The organism is Sorangium sp. So ce834 (assembly GCF_051521425.1).
Classification (GTDB): domain Bacteria; phylum Myxococcota_A; class Polyangia; order Polyangiales; family Polyangiaceae; genus Sorangium; species Sorangium cellulosum_D.
The window spans coordinates 8,210,506-8,228,082 of record NZ_CP150351.1; the positions used below are offsets into that span (position 1 = coordinate 8,210,506).

General features: G+C 73.1%; 11 protein-coding genes. 6 read left to right on the forward strand and 5 right to left on the reverse strand.

All coding sequences use genetic code 11. The annotated features are described in order from the left end of the window. Nucleotides 1–114 precede the first annotated feature (114 nt). Nucleotides 115–1,857, reverse strand: a complete 1,743-nt coding sequence (locus tag WMF20_RS29810; protein WP_437605288.1) for a DUF2169 domain-containing protein — start codon at nt 1,855–1,857, stop codon at nt 115–117. Nucleotides 1,858–2,321: 464 nt separating this feature from the next. Here WMF20_RS29810 and WMF20_RS29815 point away from each other — a divergent pair, with 464 nt between their 5' ends. Both WMF20_RS29815 and WMF20_RS29820 read left to right on the forward strand, forming a co-directional pair. Next, nucleotides 2,322–4,166: a glycoside hydrolase family 43 protein gene (locus WMF20_RS29815; protein WP_437605289.1), complete on the forward strand. Its 1,845-nt coding sequence runs from the start codon at nt 2,322–2,324 to the stop codon at nt 4,164–4,166. A 98-nt stretch (nt 4,167–4,264) separates the two neighbouring features. Beyond that, nucleotides 4,265–6,316, forward strand: coding sequence for a B12-binding domain-containing radical SAM protein (locus WMF20_RS29820; RefSeq protein WP_437605290.1), 2,052 nt, complete (start codon nt 4,265–4,267; stop codon nt 6,314–6,316). Nucleotides 6,317–6,331: 15 nt separating this feature from the next. Here the strand turns inward: WMF20_RS29820 and WMF20_RS29825 are convergent, their stop codons facing one another. Further along, nucleotides 6,332–6,694 (reverse strand): VOC family protein, encoded by a 363-nt coding sequence (locus WMF20_RS29825; protein WP_129577614.1) that lies wholly within the window; start codon nt 6,692–6,694, stop codon nt 6,332–6,334. A 411-nt stretch (nt 6,695–7,105) separates the two neighbouring features. Then, nucleotides 7,106–8,413 carry a DUF362 domain-containing protein gene (locus WMF20_RS29830; protein ID WP_437605291.1) on the reverse strand — a complete coding sequence of 436 codons (1,308 nt, stop codon included), beginning with the start codon at nt 8,411–8,413 and terminating at the stop codon, nt 7,106–7,108. 372 nt (nt 8,414–8,785) lie between these two features. Here WMF20_RS29830 and WMF20_RS29835 point away from each other — a divergent pair, with 372 nt between their 5' ends. The 3 genes from WMF20_RS29835 to WMF20_RS29845 all read left to right on the forward strand — a co-directional run bounded on the left by WMF20_RS29835 (nt 8,786) and on the right by WMF20_RS29845 (nt 14,411). After that, nucleotides 8,786–8,950 carry a DUF1328 family protein gene (locus WMF20_RS29835; protein ID WP_044988936.1) on the forward strand — a complete coding sequence of 55 codons (165 nt, stop codon included), beginning with the start codon at nt 8,786–8,788 and terminating at the stop codon, nt 8,948–8,950. A 39-nt stretch (nt 8,951–8,989) separates the two neighbouring features. After that, nucleotides 8,990–9,274, forward strand: coding sequence for a hypothetical protein (locus tag WMF20_RS29840; protein ID WP_437605292.1), 285 nt, complete (start codon nt 8,990–8,992; stop codon nt 9,272–9,274). Nucleotides 9,275–9,476: 202 nt separating this feature from the next. Further along, entirely contained in the window at nt 9,477–14,411 is a 4,935-nt protein-coding gene (locus tag WMF20_RS29845) for a translocation/assembly module TamB domain-containing protein (RefSeq protein WP_437605293.1), read from the forward strand. Nucleotides 14,412–14,469: 58 nt separating this feature from the next. On the opposite strand, the gene WMF20_RS29850 is transcribed toward WMF20_RS29845, so the two are convergent. Together WMF20_RS29850 and WMF20_RS29855 are read right to left on the reverse strand one after the other, a co-directional pair. Further along, nucleotides 14,470–15,102, reverse strand: coding sequence for a hypothetical protein (locus WMF20_RS29850; protein WP_437605294.1), 633 nt, complete (start codon nt 15,100–15,102; stop codon nt 14,470–14,472). A gap of 442 nt (nt 15,103–15,544) precedes the next feature. Then, the gene (locus tag WMF20_RS29855; RefSeq protein ID WP_437605295.1) at nt 15,545–17,329 is read right to left on the reverse strand and encodes a hypothetical protein; all 1,785 of its coding nucleotides are present in this window, start codon (nt 17,327–17,329) and stop codon (nt 15,545–15,547) included. Between WMF20_RS29855 and WMF20_RS29860 the strand changes: the two genes are divergently transcribed. Then, nucleotides 17,328–17,468, forward strand: coding sequence for a hypothetical protein (locus WMF20_RS29860; protein WP_437605296.1), 141 nt, complete (start codon nt 17,328–17,330; stop codon nt 17,466–17,468). The two genes, WMF20_RS29855 and WMF20_RS29860, sit on opposite strands and share 2 nt — an antisense overlap. Nucleotides 17,469–17,577: the final 109 nt, after the last annotated feature.

Sequence of the window (17,577 nt, forward strand, 5' to 3'; positions counted from 1 at the left end):
CCCGCTCGACCGCAATGGACGACGGCCCTCGACGCCGGCGAGACGCCGCGATGACCTAGGGCGCGCCGTCGAGCCGCGCGCCGGGACGGCGCCGCGCCGCCATTTCCGGTCCCGTTAGATGGAAGCCAGATCGACGTCGGCCATCGCGGCGAGGAACTGCGCGCCGAGCCCCTTCGGCAGACCGCGCGCATCGCCGACGCCGAGGCCGGGTGGCTGAACGAGGGGCGGCGCCGCCTGGGCCGGCGCCACGGCGGGAGGCGCCGGCGCGAGGGGCGCGGGCGGGGCCGGAGGCGCGCTCGATGAGGCGGGGCGGCGCGCGGGCTCGGCAGCGGCGGCGGCCGGCGCTCGCCGGGCGTCGAACGGCGTCGCCGCGAAGGCGATGGCCTTCGCCGCCTCCTCGACGCTGAGCGCGCTCGTCTCTCCGAGCAGCTCGCGGGCGCCGTGCCGCGCGGGCGAGGACGCCGCTGCGCGCGGGGCGGCGGCCGGGTGCGACGCCGCCGGCGCAGCGGGGCGAGGCGCAGCCGCGCGCGCAGGCGCGGCTGGCGCGCGGCGCGCGCCGAACGGCGTCGAGGAGGAGGCGGCCGCCCTGGCCGCCTCCTCGAGGCTGAGCTGGCTGGTCTCCCCGAGCACGGCGGTCTCGCCGGGCGGCGCGGTCTCGCCACGAGGCGTAGCCTCACCACGCGGCGCGCGCTCCCCGCGCGGAGCAGCCCCCGCGACCGGGGCCGCTTCCGCCGGCGCATCGCTCTCGCGGGCGCGCGGCGCGGGCCCCTCGGAGCGATGCGCGGCAGCGGCAGCGGGCGCAGCCGGCGGCGCGGCGCTCGAGCGCGCCGCGCGGGCCGGAGCGCGCCACGGATCGAACGGCGTCACCGGCGCCGCGACCACCCTGGCCGCCTCCTCGAGGCTCAGGTGGCTCGTGCCCTGCAGCGCGCCGCCCCTGTCGCCTCGCCGCGACGCCGCCTCGGGCGGCGCGGCGCCCGCGGCGGACGCGCCGCCGGCGCCGAACGGATCGGCCCACGCCGCCGGCTGCCCCGGGAGCTCCACGCCCGCGAGCACGCGCAGCGACGCGAGCTCCGCGGCCTCCACGGGCCGATGGCCACGCCACACCACGGAGCAGCAGCGCCGATCCACGTCGACGTGCACGGTATCGGCGCGGAGCGCGATCGGCTCTCCAGCCCGCGGCGCCGCGCCGTGCCTCCGGTAGAGCCGCGCGGCGCCGCGGGCCTCCGGCAGCTGCGTCCGGAGCTTCGGCCGCTGCGCGATCATGCCGCCGAGCACGATCCACTCGTCGCCGCGCAGCGCGCCGAGGCGCTGATCGGCCGGCGCCGCCTGGAAGTAGCTCCCGTCGAGCCCCTCGGGGATGTCGAGCCAGAGGCCCGCGAGGCGGCGCGCGTCGACGCCGCCGAGCAGCCGACTGCGCGGCGGCGACGCGCGGGAGAGCGGCCCCATGCCGTCGATGCGAACATGGGAGCGACCCGCGCCGACGCGCACGGAGCCGTCGAGCTGCGCTTGCTTGTCGATGCGGACCTGGCCGCCCTGCACCACCGTGAGCCGGACCATCACCTCCGGCGACGAGAAGCCCGGCGGCAGCTCCGCGTGGCCGGTCACCACGACGTCACACTGCGCGCGGTACGGCGCGAGGTCGCCCGCGGTGCGAAGCCACCGACCCGACGGATCCGGCTGCTCGTCCGGCGCGACGGGCTCCGGCTTCATGAGGGACATGCGCCCCTCGGGGACGAGCGCGAACGTCGCCTTCACGACGATGGTGACATGGAGCTGGCCGCGCAGGAGCCAGGTGACCGCCGCAGCCTCGGCAGGACCGAGGGGGGTGATCGCGACGTGCTGCGTGGATGGGCTCATCGAAGCTCGACGCAGCATGCCTCACGACCCCCCCGGGCATCCAGCGACGAGTCGCGCCCCCGCCCGGGTCGTTCACGAGGCGATCTGCCGGCTGCTCGGGCCGCCGGGTGATCCGACCCTGGCTCGAGCTGATTCATAGGGTTTACTCATGCGGAGGTTTCAGTACTCTCCGGGCGACCTTTGGTCGTTGCCGGCGAGTCCCGAGGCTCGCCGATGTTCTTGACGTGGTCGGGTCCAGCCTGACCAGCGAGGTGTTCTTCATGAAGAGCTTGTCCGCGATCGGTGCCCCTCCTGGAAGTGAATGGAGGCGCGGGGATGCGCTGGTTGGTCATGAGAGCGAGCCGAGTCAGGCCCGGTCGTCCGGGGTTTCTGGCAAGCTCGTGTCCGTCGATGGAGGCCGACGGCTGGCGGGGCGCTCCCATCGGCGCGCTGCGCGCGTCGCCTTCGCTCTGCTGGCGCTCCTCGTGAGCGGGTGCACCAGCGAGGACGCACCCCCTACGAGCGGCGATCAAGGCCCCGGCTCGGGCACCGGCGGCACCGGCGGTGACGGCGGCACCGGCGGCGACGGCGGCACCGGCGGCGACGGCGGTGACGGCGGCACCGGCGGCACCGGTGGCGACGGCGGCGCCGGCGGCGACGGCGGCGCCGGCGGCACCGACCCGGATAGCTCGGTGGCCCCCAACAAGAACCCGCAGTTCCGCTGGTTCGAGTACGAGGGCAAGGACCCGGTCTATCAGGAGTTCACGGCGGGGGAAGGCGAGTACTCGAACCCGATCCTCGCAGGGTTCTACCCTGATCCCAGCCTCTGCCGGGTCGGGGAGGACTACTACCTCGTCAACTCGTCGTTCTCCTACTTCCCCGGCGTCCCGATCTTCCACAGCCGCGATCTCGTCCACTGGACGCAGCTCGGGCACGTGCTCGACCGCCCCTCGCAGCTCGACCTCGACAGCCAGGCGATCTCCGAGGGCATCTTCGCGCCGTCGATCAGGTACCACGACGGCGTGTTCTACATGGTCACCACGCTCATCGGCGGTGGCGGCAACTTCTTCGTGACCGCCACCGACCCGGCGGGGCCATGGTCGGACCCCATCTGGCTCAACAGCGTCGACGGGATCGACCCCTCCTTCTTCTTCGACGACAACGGCAAGGCCTACGTCGTCAACAACGGCCCGCCGGCTGGCGCGTCGCTCTACGACGGCCACCGAGCGCTCTGGATCCAGGAGTTCGACGTGGCGACGCAGAAGATGGTCGGCCCGCGATCGGTGATCGTCGACGGCGGCGTCGACATCTCGAAGAAGCCGATCTGGATCGAGGGCCCCCACATCTTCAAGGTGGATGGAACCTACTACCTGATCGCCGCCGAGGGCGGCACAGGCGATCAGCACTCCGAGGTGGTGTTCCGCAGCGCGTCGGCGACCGGCCCGTATGAGCCCTACGCGGGCAATCCGATCCTCACGCAGCGCCACCTCGATCGCAACCGGCCTTTCCCGGTGACCTCCACCGGCCACGCCGACTTCGTTCAGCTGCCGAACGGCGACTGGTGGTCCGTCTTTCTGGGCACCCGGCCCTACGAGGGCGATCTCTACAACACGGGCCGCGAGACGTTCCTGATGCCGGTCCGGTGGGTCGACGGCTGGCCGGTCATCACGGCGGGCACCGAGACGGTGCCCTACGTGCACGACGCCCCAGCCCTGCCGCCGCAGCCGACGCCGGCCACCCCGAGGAGCGGCAACTTCACGTACCGGGACGACTTCGACGGCGACGAGCTCGCCCCGGCCTGGAACTTCATCCGCACGCCCGTCGAGCAATGGCACGATCTCACCGCGTCGCCCGGGTGGCTGACCTTGAAGGCGCGCGCTGCCCACCTCGGGCGGCGCGAGCAACCGTCGTTCGTCGGCCGGCGGCAGCAGCACGGCTGGGCCTCCGCCTCCACGGCCATGAAGTACCTGCCGTCAGCGCCCGGGGACGCGGCGGGGCTGGTCGCGTTCCAGAACGACGACTTCTATTACTTCCTGGGCGTCACGCTGGCGGACGGCAAGCCGGTCATCCAGCTGCAGAAGAAGGCCGGGAGCAGCGCGAGCGGCGAACCCCAGGTGATCGCCTCGGCTCCGCTCGATCTCTCCGCAGGCGCGCCCATCCACCTCAAGATCGAGGCGCAGGGCGCCGCCTACAGCTTCTCCTACGCGCGTGAGCCCGGGGCGTGGGTCAGCCTCCTGGAAGAGGTCGACGGGAAGATCCTGAGCACGCAGCAGGCCGGCGGCTTCGTCGGGACCTACATCGGCCTTTATGCCTACACGGAGCAGCCGTGAGCCGATCGGCGCGAGCTCTGCCTTTGAACCGATTGAACGGGTGACGAGGTCGACCGGCCCGGACGCTCCTCCGGGCCTGTGCTAGACCGCCGCCCCCCATGCGCATCGCGCTCGTCTACCCGCCGACCTGCGACCCCACGGCGCCGTACCTCGCGGTGCCGATGCTGACCGGCTTCCTCCGCGCGAACGGCGTGGAGGTGCTGCCCGTCGACGCGAACGTCGAGGCGTTCGACGCGCTCCTCACCCAGGACCGCATGGCGGGGCTCCTCGACCGGCTCGAGGCGCGCCTCGGCGAGCTCGACCGGCGCGCCGCGCTCCCGCACGCCGAGCAGCTCGAGTACCTGGCCCTCGCCCGCGCGCGCGGCGACGCGCACGCCGTCCCGGGCGCGGTCGACGCCGCCAAGGCCACGCTCCGCGCCGAAGGCGGCTTCTACGACCCGGACGCCTACGCCCGCGCGGTCGCGACGATCGAGGCGGCGCTCGGCGTCGTGTCCGCCACGCACCACCCCCTCAAGCTCGACTTCACGGCGTACCGGACGCCGTTCGGCCTGATGTCGATGGACGAGATCGCCCGGTCGAGCCGCCCGGAGCACGATCCGTTCGACGCCTGGGTGCAGCAGGCGCTGGTGCCCCGGCTCCGCGACGCGCGCGCCGACGTCGTCGGCCTCTCCGTGTGCTTCCCGGGCCAGCTCCAGCCCGCCTACGCGTTCGCGCGCAAGATCAAGGAGGCGCTGCCCGGCGCGCACGTCACGTGCGGCGGCCCCGGCGTCACGCAGCTGCTCCTCCGGCTCTCGGGCGAGCGGCTCGCGCGCGCCCTCGGCCCGTTCGACTCGGCGTGCCTCTTCGAGGGCGAGCACACCCTGCTCGCGCTCGCGCGCGCGCTCGACGAGGGCCGGCCGCTGCGGGACGTGCCGAACGTCGTGGCGCGCGACCGGCTCATGGGCGCGCGCTGGACGCCCGGCCACGGCATGGAGGACCTGAAGGCGCTCCCGGCGCCCGACTTCGATGGGCTCCCGCTCGGGGCGTACCTCGCGCCGGCGCTGGTGCTCCCGTACGACCCGACGCGGGGCTGCTACTGGGGCAAGTGCACGTTCTGCCATTACGGGCTCGCGGAGGTCGGCACCGCGGCGTACCGCGAGCGCGCCGTCGAGACGATCGTGGCGCACCTCGGGGCGCTCGCCGCGCGGCACGGCACCCGCCACTTCTACCTGTCGCAGGACTCGGTCGCGCCGAAGACGCTCGTGAAGATGGCGCAGGCGATCCTCGACGCCGGCCTGGACGTGCGGTGGACGACCGACCTCAAGCCGGAGAAGTACCTCACGCGGGAGCGCGCGGACGTGCTGCGCCGCGCGGGCGCCGTCGCGTGCGCGCTCGGCGTCGAGTCGGCGTCGCCGCGGGTCCTCGGCCTCATCGACAAGGGCGCGCCGGTCGAGGTCGTCTCCGACGTCATCGATCACCTCGCGTCCGCGGGCGTGGCCGCCGAGGCGATGTGCTTCACGGACTTCCCCACCGAGACGCACGCCGAGGCCGTGGCGACGCTCGATTTCCTGCGCGAGCGGCGCGAGGCGCTCGCCGTGTACATCGTCGGCGAGTTCGGGCTGACGCACGGCTCGCTGGTCGCGCAGGCGCCCGAGCGGTTCGGCATCGACGAGGTGTTCGAGCTCCAGGGCGACGAGCTCGGGCTCGGCCTGTTCTTCGTCCCGCGGGAGCCGTGGAAGACCGACGCCGAGCGCGCCGACGTCGACGAGCGGCTCGCCGACCTGTCGCGCGGCTGGACGCTGCGCAGCTATCCGTGGGCCGGCGCGGTGTCGACGGCGCACACGATCCTCCAGTACGACCGCTTCGGGCCGGGCGTCTTCCGGGAGCGGGCGGCGCGGCGCGCCGAGGGCGGCGTGCCCGGCGCGACGGCCATCGAGCGCGGGCTGCGCTTCGATCCGCGCGCGGCCGAGCAGGCGGAGGCGCGCGAGGCGGAGATCTGGGCGACGCTCGTGCACGAGGAGCGGCGCGTGGGGCGCGACGCCTACGAGCGGCTCGCGCGCTCGCTGCCGCCGCTCCGGCCGAAGCCGGTGCGCGTCAGGTTCGTCGCGGGCGCCGCGCCGGCCGTGACGTCGGGGCGGCGCCCGTCGCACGCGGCGAGCGCGGCGCGCTGAGCGCCGGTCGGGCGGTCAGCCGCGGTGGCTGACCTCGACGAGCACGCCGCCGGGAGCGCGCGTGTAGAACACCGGCCCGCCGCGGACGTCCCGCAGCGGGGACACGTTCTCCGCGTTCGCCTCCCTCATCCGGTCATACGCCTCCTGGACCGCCGCCTCGCTCTCGAGCAGGAAGCCCACGTGGAACTGGGCCGGATAGCTGGTCGGGTCCCCGGCGCGCAGCCGGCTGATCACGAGCGTGAAGCCGGCCTCGTCCTGCAGGATGGCGAGGGCGTCGCGCCCCTTCTCTCGCTGGCATCGGAAGCCGAAGAACCGCTCGAAGAACTCGCTGGTCTCCCGGACGTCGGGTACGCACAGATCGAGGTGGTTGAGATGCATGTCGGGTCCTTTCAGGGGGTTGAAAGGTCGGGACCCACCATGCGCGACCCGTCCGGCGCCGGCGTGTGCCGGCGGGCGTTCCCGCAGGATGCTGGTGATGGATGTGCTCGCCCATGGATGCCCCGACCAGGCGCAGCGCAGACTGCGTCCTGCTCGTCGTGGGTCCTGGCGCTTGTGCGTCGGACAGAGCTCCCTTGCGGGAAGCGACCGGGCTCACCGAACCGGTCCGCCTTTTTCGACACCCCTATGAAAGCGCGGGCGGACGGGAGCGTCAAGCCGCGCGGCGAAAAGAGACGGAGCCCTCCTGCGCGAAAGCTCAGCGCCGGAGTGTGCCGGCGCCGGGCTTCCGTGCAGGAGGATGAAAGGTACCGCCCCCGGCGAGCGCTGCGCTCGGGACCCGGCCCCGAGGGGCTACACCGCCGCCGCCCCGCCCCCGCCGGCCGCCTGCGCGCGCGCCCGCTTGCGGACCTGGATCTCCGGCGACTCCGCCACCGCCATCCCCACGAGGCGCATGCCCTCGAGGAAGTGCCGCACCCCGGTGCGGACCAGATCCGGGCTCGACGACCCGACCTCGGGATACCCGCGCCCCTCCGCGTCCGGCTGCACCTTGCCCCAGTTCGCGAACAGCCGCCCCCACGGGCTCTCCAGCACGGGCGCCATCTTCTCCTTCGCGTACCGCGGGTACCAGAACATGTCGTGGTACGTGACCGACGCCACGTAGGCCCACGGCGCGAGCCAGGTCTTGAGCGACCACTCCACCGGCTTCTTCAGCGGTCCCCAGTAGATGCGGTGCTGGTTGCGCGAGGCGAACGTCATCTCCTTGAACGGCCCGTCGAAGTTCCAGTTCTCGTTCGCCGCGTCCAGGTCGCCCACGAGCTCGATGTCGCGCACGTCGCCCGTCCCGAGGCCGAGATCGTGCGCGAGCCGCACGAACTTGCAGTCGCGCATCGGGTCGAACCCCATCAGCTTCGCCGCCACCGCGTCGATCGCCACCTGGTCCGCCGACGCGAGCAGCACGTTCTTCACATGCGGCACCATGCAGCGCGGCCCGGGGCCGTCGCCCGCGAAGGTGCCATCCATCACCGCGAAGACACCGCGGTGGATCTTCTTCTGGATCATCAAGAGGTCCACGAGCGTCTCGTGGATCACCGGGTGCGTCCAGTGCCGGTGCTCGTTCAGCAGGCCGCCGAACGCGTTCTTCATCGCGCCCGTGGTCGTCGTGAAGATGTGCGTCTTCACCGTGGGCAGGTGGATGATGTTCTCCCCGATGAAGCGCTTCGGGATCGAGAACCCCTTCGGGTACACCTCGTTCAGACAGAGGAACTTCTTCCGGAGATCCCCGACCGCGTCCCCGATCGGGATCCACTCCTCCCCCTCGTAGAGGTGGACGTTGCGCAGGCCGTGCGCCTGCACCACGTCGACCTGCTTGTTCTCGCGCTCGCCGAGGTGGGCGTCGATCACGACCGTGCGGTTGTGGCAGGCGTGGATCAGGTCCTTCGAGTACCCGTCCTTCGTCATCGCCCGGATGACGCCCTCCAGCTGCCAGGGCGTCGTGGACGAGCTCGGGTAGAAGAAGTGCCACGAGATGTTCACCTTGAGCGCCGTGTCGGCGTCCTTGGCGATCACATCCTGGTAACCGGCCAAGTTCATCAGCCGGTGGTAGTCCGATAGCACCGTCGCAGGGGACGTGCGGATCACAGCAACCTTGGATTTCGGCATGGCCGGGTCGTTATAGCTCGTCCCGAGTCGCCCGATCCGGGAAGTTGCGGGGGATCCGTGTGGAGCCTCCGTGCAGCGCGGCCGGCGCGGAGCTGCGCGGCGCGGCGCGCGCCCGGACCGCGCCCGCACAGGTGTCACGGTCGGGGCATCATGCCCCACGGCAGAGGCAGCCGCGCCGGCCCCCGGACGGAAGCGGCGGCGCCGAGCTCGACGCCGCGCCGCCGCGCGCGCGCAGAGGCCGCGAAAACACGCCTCGGACCGGTCGCTGCCGCCCGTCGGCACGGGGGCTGCAATCAGCTGCAAACAGAACCACGTTGAGGTCGTCCCCACGAAGACAACGGATCGACCCCCTGAGACCCCTTGGAGGACATCATGCTCGGCTGGACTGTCACCTTCTTCATCATCGCGATCATCGCTGCCATCTTCGGGTTCGGCGGTATCGCCGCGAGCGCCGCGTCCATCGCGAAGATCCTGTTCGTCGCGTTCCTGGTGCTCGCCGTCATCTCGCTCGCGCTGGGGCGCCGCGTCCCGTCGTGATCCGCCGCGTCCCGGCGTGATCCAAGGAAAGGTGGAGCCATGAAGAACGCGTCGCAGCAATCAAACGGAGAGCTGAACGGTGAGCCCGTCCGGCCCGGCGTGCCGCAGCCGATGGTGAGCCCTCCCGGCGAGAAGGCGGAGAACCCAGGCTCGCCTGGTCACACCTCGCCGGACCGCGAAATCCAGCTCCCCGGGACGGAGCGGCCCGGCGGGGATCCGGGGCCGAGGACGCATCAGCCCGAGGTGCCGGTGCCCACGCCCACGCCCGAGATCCCCGACCCGTCGCCCTACGAGGTCCCGCGCCACGACTTCCCGCGCGCGTAGGACGGGCCGCAGCAGGCCGCAGGCGCCCGCCGTCCAGCCGGTGGCGGGCGCGCGCACGGCAGAGACGCGCCTCGCCCGCCACCGGCTGGACGGCCGTCGCGATCTCGGGGAGATCTGCATGAGGCCGTCGGGTCTCCCCGGATTTGTCGGTTCGTCGGCCTCCCAGAGCTGCGGTCCCGCGGTCCATCCCTAGCTGATCCCCATGTCCGAACCGCCCCCCCATCCTCCCGTGCCCAGCGCAGCCGCCCCGCACCGGCAGGGCCGCTTCCGCCGGGCGCTCGCCCGCGCGGCCTCCGTGACGGCCAGCGTGATCGGCCTGGGGGGCGTCTTCGTCGCGGCGGTGGGGGTCGGCGCGGTCGTTCACCTGAACACCGCCGGGGCGCGCAACCTGACACGGCAGCTCGTCAACGACGTCCTGCGCTCGAGCCTGGAGGGGCAGATCGAGATCGCGCGGATCGACCGCCTCGGCCTCTTCGCGACCGACGTCTCCACGGTGACGGTGCGCCACCCCAGCGGGACCGAGCTCCTGCGCGTCGGCGGCGTCCACGCCGAGTTCAACGCGCTCTCGATCGTGAGAGAGCTCCTGCTCGGCGACGGCGACCTCGCCATCACGATCCCGCTCGTCCGCGTCGCCGACGCGGACGTCCTGCTCGAGCAGGACGAGCAGGGCGCGCTCACCCTCGCCGAGGCGTTCACGCCGAAGCCGTCCGAGGAGCCGCCCGCCGAGGAGGGGCGGCCGCTCCGCCTCGAGCTCTCGCGCGTCGTCCTCGATCGCGCCTCGGTCCACGGCACGCTCGCCCCCGAGCGCCCGATCGACGCGACCATCGAGGACTTCGCCGGCGGCATCGTCGTCGCGGACCGGAGCCGGTACGCGCTCGAGCGCGTGCGCATCGCCGAGCGGCGGCTCCTGCCGGTCCCGCTCGAGGTGACCCGCGTCTCCGGGGACGTCGACGTCCCCACGGACGCGCCCATGGCGCTCACCGCGAAGCTCGAGGGGAACGTCGGCGCGATCCCGCTCACGGCCGAGGGGACGCTGAAGGACGAGCGCCTCTCGGCGCGGGTCGCGTCGCCGCGCGTGACGCCCGAGGCGGTCCTCGCGATCGACCCGAGCGCGCCGCTCGCGCGGCCGATCTCGGTCCTGGTCACGGCGGACGGAGCGCTCTCGGACCTCGCCGTGACGGCGCGCGTCGCGGTCCTCGATCCGCTCGTCACCGACGACGCGGTGACCGGCGAGATCACCGCCCGCGCCCGGCTGGACGCGCTCGATCCGAAGCGGATCACGGCCGAGATCCGGATCGCCGAGCTCGACCCGCGCGCCTTCGCCGGGGCGGCCCCGGCCGCGCGGGTGAGCGCGGAGGCCCGCGGGGAGATCCACCTCGACGACGAGGGCGGCCCGCGCGTGGTCGCCGAGGCGAAGACGGAGCCGTTCCTCGTCGTGGGGCAGCGCGTGCCGGCGACCGAGGCGCGCGCGACCTTCGAGCGCGGCGCGCTGCGCGCCGCCGCGACGATCCACGAGCCCGGCGCGCCCATCGAGGCCACCGTCGCCCTCTCCAAGGAAGGGGAGATCCAGTTCGAGGCGCAGAGCGAGATCCCGTCCCTCGGCGCCGTGCAGCACGTCCCGAGCGGCATCCACGGCAGCGCCGCGCTGCACGTCGAGGGCGCGCTCAAGAACGACGAGCTCGACGCCAAGGCGACCGTGCGCGTGGCCGGGCTCCGCGTCGGGTCGGATCTGCGGCTCGGGCGCGGCGAGGTCCGGGCCAAGGCCCGAGGACCGCTCGACAAGCTCACGATCGAGGGCACGCTCCGGGGCGCGGATCTCCGGGCGCAGCAGTACGCGTTCAGCAGCGTCGCGGCGAGCGTGGCGGGGCCCGTCACCGCGCCGCGCGTGCGCGCGTCGCTGGCCAGCGCGGAGCGCCGGATCGCGGCCTCGGCCGATCTCGACATCGAGCGGAGCGAGGCGCGGCGGATCCGCGTGGAGGTGGCGCGCGGCGAGGACCAGATGACCGCGCGGGCGGCGCGCGTCGCGTGGGACCGCGGGATCGCCCTCCGCGGGCTCGAGCTGCGCGGCGACGGCGTGGGCGAGCTCGAGGGGAACCTGGCGCTCGTCGGGAGCGAGGTCGAGGGCGACCTCCGCGGCACCGCGATCGACCTCGAGCGCATCGCCGAGATCGCCGGGGTGCCGCTCGGGGTCGGGGGCCTCGCCAACGTCGACGTGTCGATGCACGGCCGGGGCAAGCGCCGCGCGGGGCACGCGCTCATCGAGCTCGAGGACGGCTCCATCCCGGGCGTGGCGCCGCGGCTGTCGATGAACATGACCGCGCGCGTCGAGGGCGAGGCGCTGAAGGCCGACGGCCTGGTCCGGCTGATCGCGCCGCCCGAGCCCCCGCCGGCCCGCTCGCGGGAGGCGCTGCGCCAGGGCGCGACGCCGGGCGAGCCGTCGGCCACGGTCGGCGACCTGGCGAGGCGGCCGAAGACGCCGCCGCCCCCGGTGTGCGAGGGCGCGATCGCGCGGGTGCTGATCGACGGCGACGCGAAGGCGCTACGCGGGCCGCTGCTCTCGGGGCGCACCTGGGAGACCGTCACCGGCTCGGCGCGCATGGACGCCGACGCGTGGCAGCTCGGGTGCCTGGCCCAGGCGTCGCCGGTCCCGGTCGCCCTGAGCGAGCTCGCGGGCCGGCTCACCGCGCGCCTCGCGGTGGCGCGCGAGGCGGGAGAGCGGCTCCCGTCGGTGCGGGACCTCCTGATCCGCACCGAGGGCCTGCGCGCGGCGGGCCCCATCGACGAGACGACGGGCGCGCCGGCGTGGGTGTCGAGGAAGCTCGACGCGCGGATCGCCGGCGATCTCGACGCGAAGACGGGCGACGCGCACGTCACGATGTCGGTGTTCGATCGCCAGCTCGTGGCGGAGCTCTCGGCCGGGTTCGACGCCGATCTCCCGGCGCTCCTCTCGGATCCGGTCGCGGCGCTCCCGCGGATGCCGGTCGCGGCGCACCTCAGCGTGCCGCGCCGCCGGCTCAACGATCTCGCCGAGCTGGCCGCCTTCGGGAAGAGGACCCCGGTGCTCTCCGGCTCCGCGGGCCTCGACGTGTACTTCGCGGGGACGATGGCCGATCCCCGGCTCGTGACCCGCGCGACCGCGACGAACGTGGGCGGCACCGGGGACCGCTCGCCGCTCGGCAAGCTCCGGCTCGACACGCTGCTCGTCTACGACGGGCGCGACGCCGCGCTCGACGCGTACGCGTTCCGCGGCGCGCGCACGTACATGACGGCGAAGGCGAAGGTCGGCGCGAACGCCGGCGCCTTGCTGGGCGGCGCAGGGGGCGGTCCGCTCCTCAGCAAGGGGAGCCTCGAGGCGAAAATCGCGGACCTGCCGCTCGCGGAGATCCCGGTCCTCGCCGACATGCAGATCGGCGGTCAGGCGCGCGGCGAGGTCGCCGTGCGGGGCCTGTTCGAGGCCGCCCCCGAGGTCGAGGCGCGCCTCCAGTTCCCGGGTCTCTCGCTGGGCCCCGACGTGCGGTACGAGACGGCCGAGGTGTCGCTCGACATCGCGCCGCCGGGCGACGCCGGGCGCACCGCGGCGGTGGCGAACGTGCGCCTCGTGGGGCGCGACGGCGGCCGGCTCGAGGCCAAGGCGGAGGCGCCCGTGAGGTGGGAGGCGAACGCGATCCCGACGCTCACGGACGACAAGAACGCCGAGGTGTCGCTCGCGGTCGATCGCTTCCGTCTGGCGGCGCTGGAGCCGTTCGTCCAGGGCTCGGTGAACCGGCTCGACGGCACGCTCGACGGCGAGGTGCGGCTCGGGCTCGGCGCGCAGGCGGGCTTCTCGGGCCAGATGCGGCTCACCGATGGCCTGGTCCACGTGGCCACGATCGGCCAGCCGTTCGAGAACGCCTCGTTCCGCGTCACGGCGAGCCCCTCCGGCGAGCTGCGCATCGACGACATCCGCGCCGAGGCCGGCAGCGGCCTGGTCCGCGGCAAGGCGACCCTCCAGATGGAGGGGTTCGCGTTCCGGAGCGCCCGCGCCGAGCTCGAGATCCCGGAGGGCCGGGACCTTCCGATCGCGCTGGAGGGCGTCCCCATGGGCGACGCGCGCGGCCGGGTGGTGGTCGCGGCGGAGAGCCGGGACGAGCAGATCGCCGTCCGCGTCGACGTGCCCACGCTCAACCTGACGCTGCCGCCCACGATCGGGCGGAGCGTGCAGCCGCTCGGCGAGAACGAGGACATCGTCACGTCGGCGCCGCTCAGCCGGGAGGAATACGAAGCGCGGCGGGCGCCGGCCGAGCCGACCGAGGGGGCGAAGAAGCGCGCGGGCGGCACGCCGCTCGTCATGGATGTGCGCCTCGGCAGGATCGGCGTCGAGGGCGACATGGTGCAGGCCTCGCTGTCCGGGGATCCGGAGCACCCGATCCGGATCAAGGTCGCGGGGGAGACCCAGATCGAGGGCAACGTGAAGATCCTCTCGGGCAAGCTCGAGGTGATCGGCAAGGAGTTCGAGATCGAGCCGGGCGTCGTCGCGCTGCAGGGGGATCCGTCAAACCCGTACCTGAACGTGACGGCGTTCCACGACACGCCGGAGGGGACCCGCATCTACATCGACTACGAGGGGAAGCTCAACCCGATCACCGAGGAGAAGATCACGTTCCGCTCGGAGCCCCCGCGCCCGGAGAACGAGGTGATCGCGGAGCTCCTGCTCGGCAAGCAGTACGCGGAAGGGACGCTGGCGGGCGGCACGTCCACCGCGGAGCCCGGCTCCGGCGGCGGCAGCAACGCGGCCGGCGGGGTCGCGGCCGCCGCGGGCACGGGGCTCGCGTCGGCGCAGATCAACCTGATCTTGCAGAGCATCGGCCCGCTCCAGAATTTCGAGACGCAGCTGGACACGACCGATCAGGGCGCGCTGAAGACCACGGTGGGCTATCAGCTCGGGCAGCAGGTGACCGCGAGCGCGAGCTACGAGGCGGGGCCCACGGGGGGGGAGGGGCAGGGGGCCGGTTCGCCGAGCAGCCCCGCCGCCGCCCGGGCCCGCACCGAGGTGAGCCTCGAGTGGCGGTTCCGCCGGGACTGGTCGTTGCGGGCCGGGATGGCGACGGGCGAGAGCCCGGCGACGACCCTCGACCTGCTCTGGAAGCACAGGTACTGAGCGCGATCCGGCGCGGGGCGCGCGCCTCGTGACGGCGGCGCGCCCCGCGCGGGCCGGCTCACCTCTCCACGCAGATGCCGCCGCAGTCCGCGCCGATCGCCGGATCGCAGTCGTCGCCCGGGTCGTCGATGCACACGAGCCCCTCGGGGCACGGGCGCGCCGTGATGCCGCCGCACGCCACCGGCTTGGGCTCGGGCACCACGCAGATGCCGCCGCAATCCGCCCCGCCGTGCTCCGGGTCGCAGCCGTCCGACGGGTCGTCGATGCACACGAGCCCGTCGGGGCAGTCCAGCCCGGCGAAGCCGCCGCACGCCGGCGTCGGTTTCGGCTCCACGCAGATGCCGCCGCAGTCCGCCCCGCCGTGCTCCGGATCGCAGTCGTCGCTCGGGTCGTCGACGCACACGAGCCCCTCGGGGCACGGTAGCCCCGCGAAGCCGCCGCACGCCGGCGCCGTCGGCTTCGGCTCGACGCACACGCCGGGGCAATCCGCCCCGCCGTGCTCCGGGTCGCAGTCGTCGGCCGGATCATCGACGCACTCGAGCCCGTCGGGACAGCCCGTCCCGAGGAACCCGCCGCACGCCTGAGCGCCGGGCGGGTCCGTCGTTCCTCCGGTGTCGCCGCCGTCTCCCCCTGGGTCGCAGCCCACGAGCCCGATCACGATCAGCAAGAGCCCCAGTCCTATGTGGCGCATCAGAACCTCCGCGTTGTGCTTGTCCGAAATCCGGCGCGGCCACCAGAGCGGCGGCCGCGCCGCGAGCCTCTCGCGCGGGCGCTGCCGACGATGACGTCCCCGGTGTGATCGTCCGCGCCACCTGCAGCGCGGCTGCGGTCTGCGCTCTCGAGCAGCGCGTCGTTCGAGGGGCCGCGTCCCACCATGCGCCCGCCCTGAGGCAGCTTCGGTGCCAGTGGAAAGCGCTGAATTTCGCGCGGAGCTCCCGGCATCGAGCGCGATCACCGCGATCGGGATGTCTTGCTGTGTGGCAGTTGTGCCAACGGCTTGACGGGAGGATCTCGGGGCCTCAGGGGCGGAGGCCCTTCCCTTGGGGGGCATGGGTGGCGCGCCCGGGCGGCGCGCGCAGGAGGCGCGCCGTCCGGGCGTGGGTCACGAGACGCGGTCGCGGCCGTTGCCGCGGTCAGAGCGACGCGTCGAGCCGCTCGAGCACCGCCCGGATGACCGGCGTGTAGCCGAAATCCCCCTGCTCGCTGTCGGGATCGTTCGTCTGCGCCGGGCAGATCGAGCCCGCGATCGCCTGATCCCCGAGGCTCTTGAGCACCCGCAGCTCGCGGATGCCGGGGTAGGCCTTGGCCTTGACCTGCGTCGTCGTCCGCGCGCTGGCCTCCGCCGGGTCGTTCCCCTCCTGCGGCGCGCACAGCGGGTTGTCGATGACCTGGCCCTGGACATCCCTGCAGTCGCAGCTCTGGGCGTTTCCTTCGCAGCTGCGCTCCTCGACGTCGAAGATGCAAGCGTACTGGAGGTCGCCGGTGCTCCCCACCGGGATCGTGTACTCGCGGCCGTTGATCGCGTTCCACCCCGTGGCGTACGGCGGGACGATCGCGTCGCCGGTGATCGGGTTCGCGCCCGAGCGCGGCGCCATCGACTCGATCATGAACGGGTCCGCGGGCTGGACGTTGTTCACTGGATTGCCGATGACGAGGTCCCAGACGTTGTAGGAGCTGCCGGCCACCGGGGAGCCGAGCTCGGCGGCGCTCTTGAGCCCGCCGACGGGATTGCCTTGCTCGTCGAGGCCCGCATCGAGGTCGGGGGCCCCGAGGGCGTTCTGGCGCGCGAGGTCCTGCCACGGCACCCCGACGATGCCGGTGAAGATGACGTGCTGCGGCCCGCGGGTCCGGATGTTGCCGTCGTCGGGGTGGGTGAAGATCGGGTTCGGCACGAGGTCTCCGGCCCGCGTGGTCACGTATGGCGACGAGAGCGCGTTGGTGTACCGCTCGATCGGGTAGAGGAAGTCGAACCCGAAGCGGCGCTTCTGGTCCCAGCACCGGGAGTTCACCGGATCCTCGGCCGCGGAGAGCCTGGCGGGGAACCCGTCGGAGCCGGTGCAGGCCGTGTCCAAGGGGCACCCGTCCTGGTTCTGGCTGCAGGACCTGCAGCACGGGCTGTTCGGGTCGGTGGCGCACTCGCTCCGCGGCCGCCAGAGCCTGAAGCCATTTCTGGTCTCGGCGACGAGGTAGTTCCTGCCTTCGTCCCTGATCGAGCAATCGTTCTCGTCGGAGAGCATCACGATGAGCAGGAGCGAGTCCGGCCGGAGGAAGTTCCGCCGTTGCGTCAGGAGCGTCTCATCGACGCCTACCGGCGTGCCGAAATCGCCCTGGAGCTCGATCCGCTCGTAGGGCTCGGGATCGGCGAGGAAGCGGTACATGCTCTCCAGCGGCGCCTCGAAGCCGCACCCCGCTTGCCCGACCCCGTCCACGATGGCGCTGAGCTTGCTGTAGAGCGTCGGGATATCGGAGTCTCCTGCCGGATCGTGGGCTCCGGCCGGATCCCACACGAGGAAGCCCTTGTCCTGGTAGGTGGGCAGATCGTTCGTTGAGCTCGCCTCGTTGGAGCGCGCGAGGAGGTGGGCCATATCGACGTTCGAGGGCGACGTCGTCGCGGGGCAGGCGCCCGACCCGTGGCCGCCGAGGCTGCTGCTGATGACGCCGATGTGCATGTCGTGCACCGGGTTGCGCACGCGCGAGGTGCCTGCCGGGCACGCCTCGAACCCGGTCGCGGGCTGCTCGGCGACGCCCACCGGCTCGCCGCTCGGGTTCACGCAGATCGGGTTGACGATGTTGGACACGAGGTCGGCGGTCGCCAGGCGCAGGATCTGCTGCTTGTCCGCCATCGATCCGGAGTTGTCGATCACGAACAGGAGGTCGACCTTGTCCGGCGTGAACTCCGGCCAATCGAAGCCTGGCATGCCCGAGCTGGTGCTGGTGGCGATGCTGGTAGAGCCCCCGCCGACGTCGCCCCCGCCGACGCCGCCTCCGCCGCTGCCGCCGATTCCCGAGCTCGACGACGAGCTGGTGCTCGCCGCTCCGAGCGAGATCTCCACCTGACATGCGGCGAGCGACACGGCGCTCACGACGACAAAGGGCGATACGGTCCTCAATAGCCTCGATGACATGGCTCCTCCATGAGCGGCCTCGAGAGCCGCCGCCGAAAGCC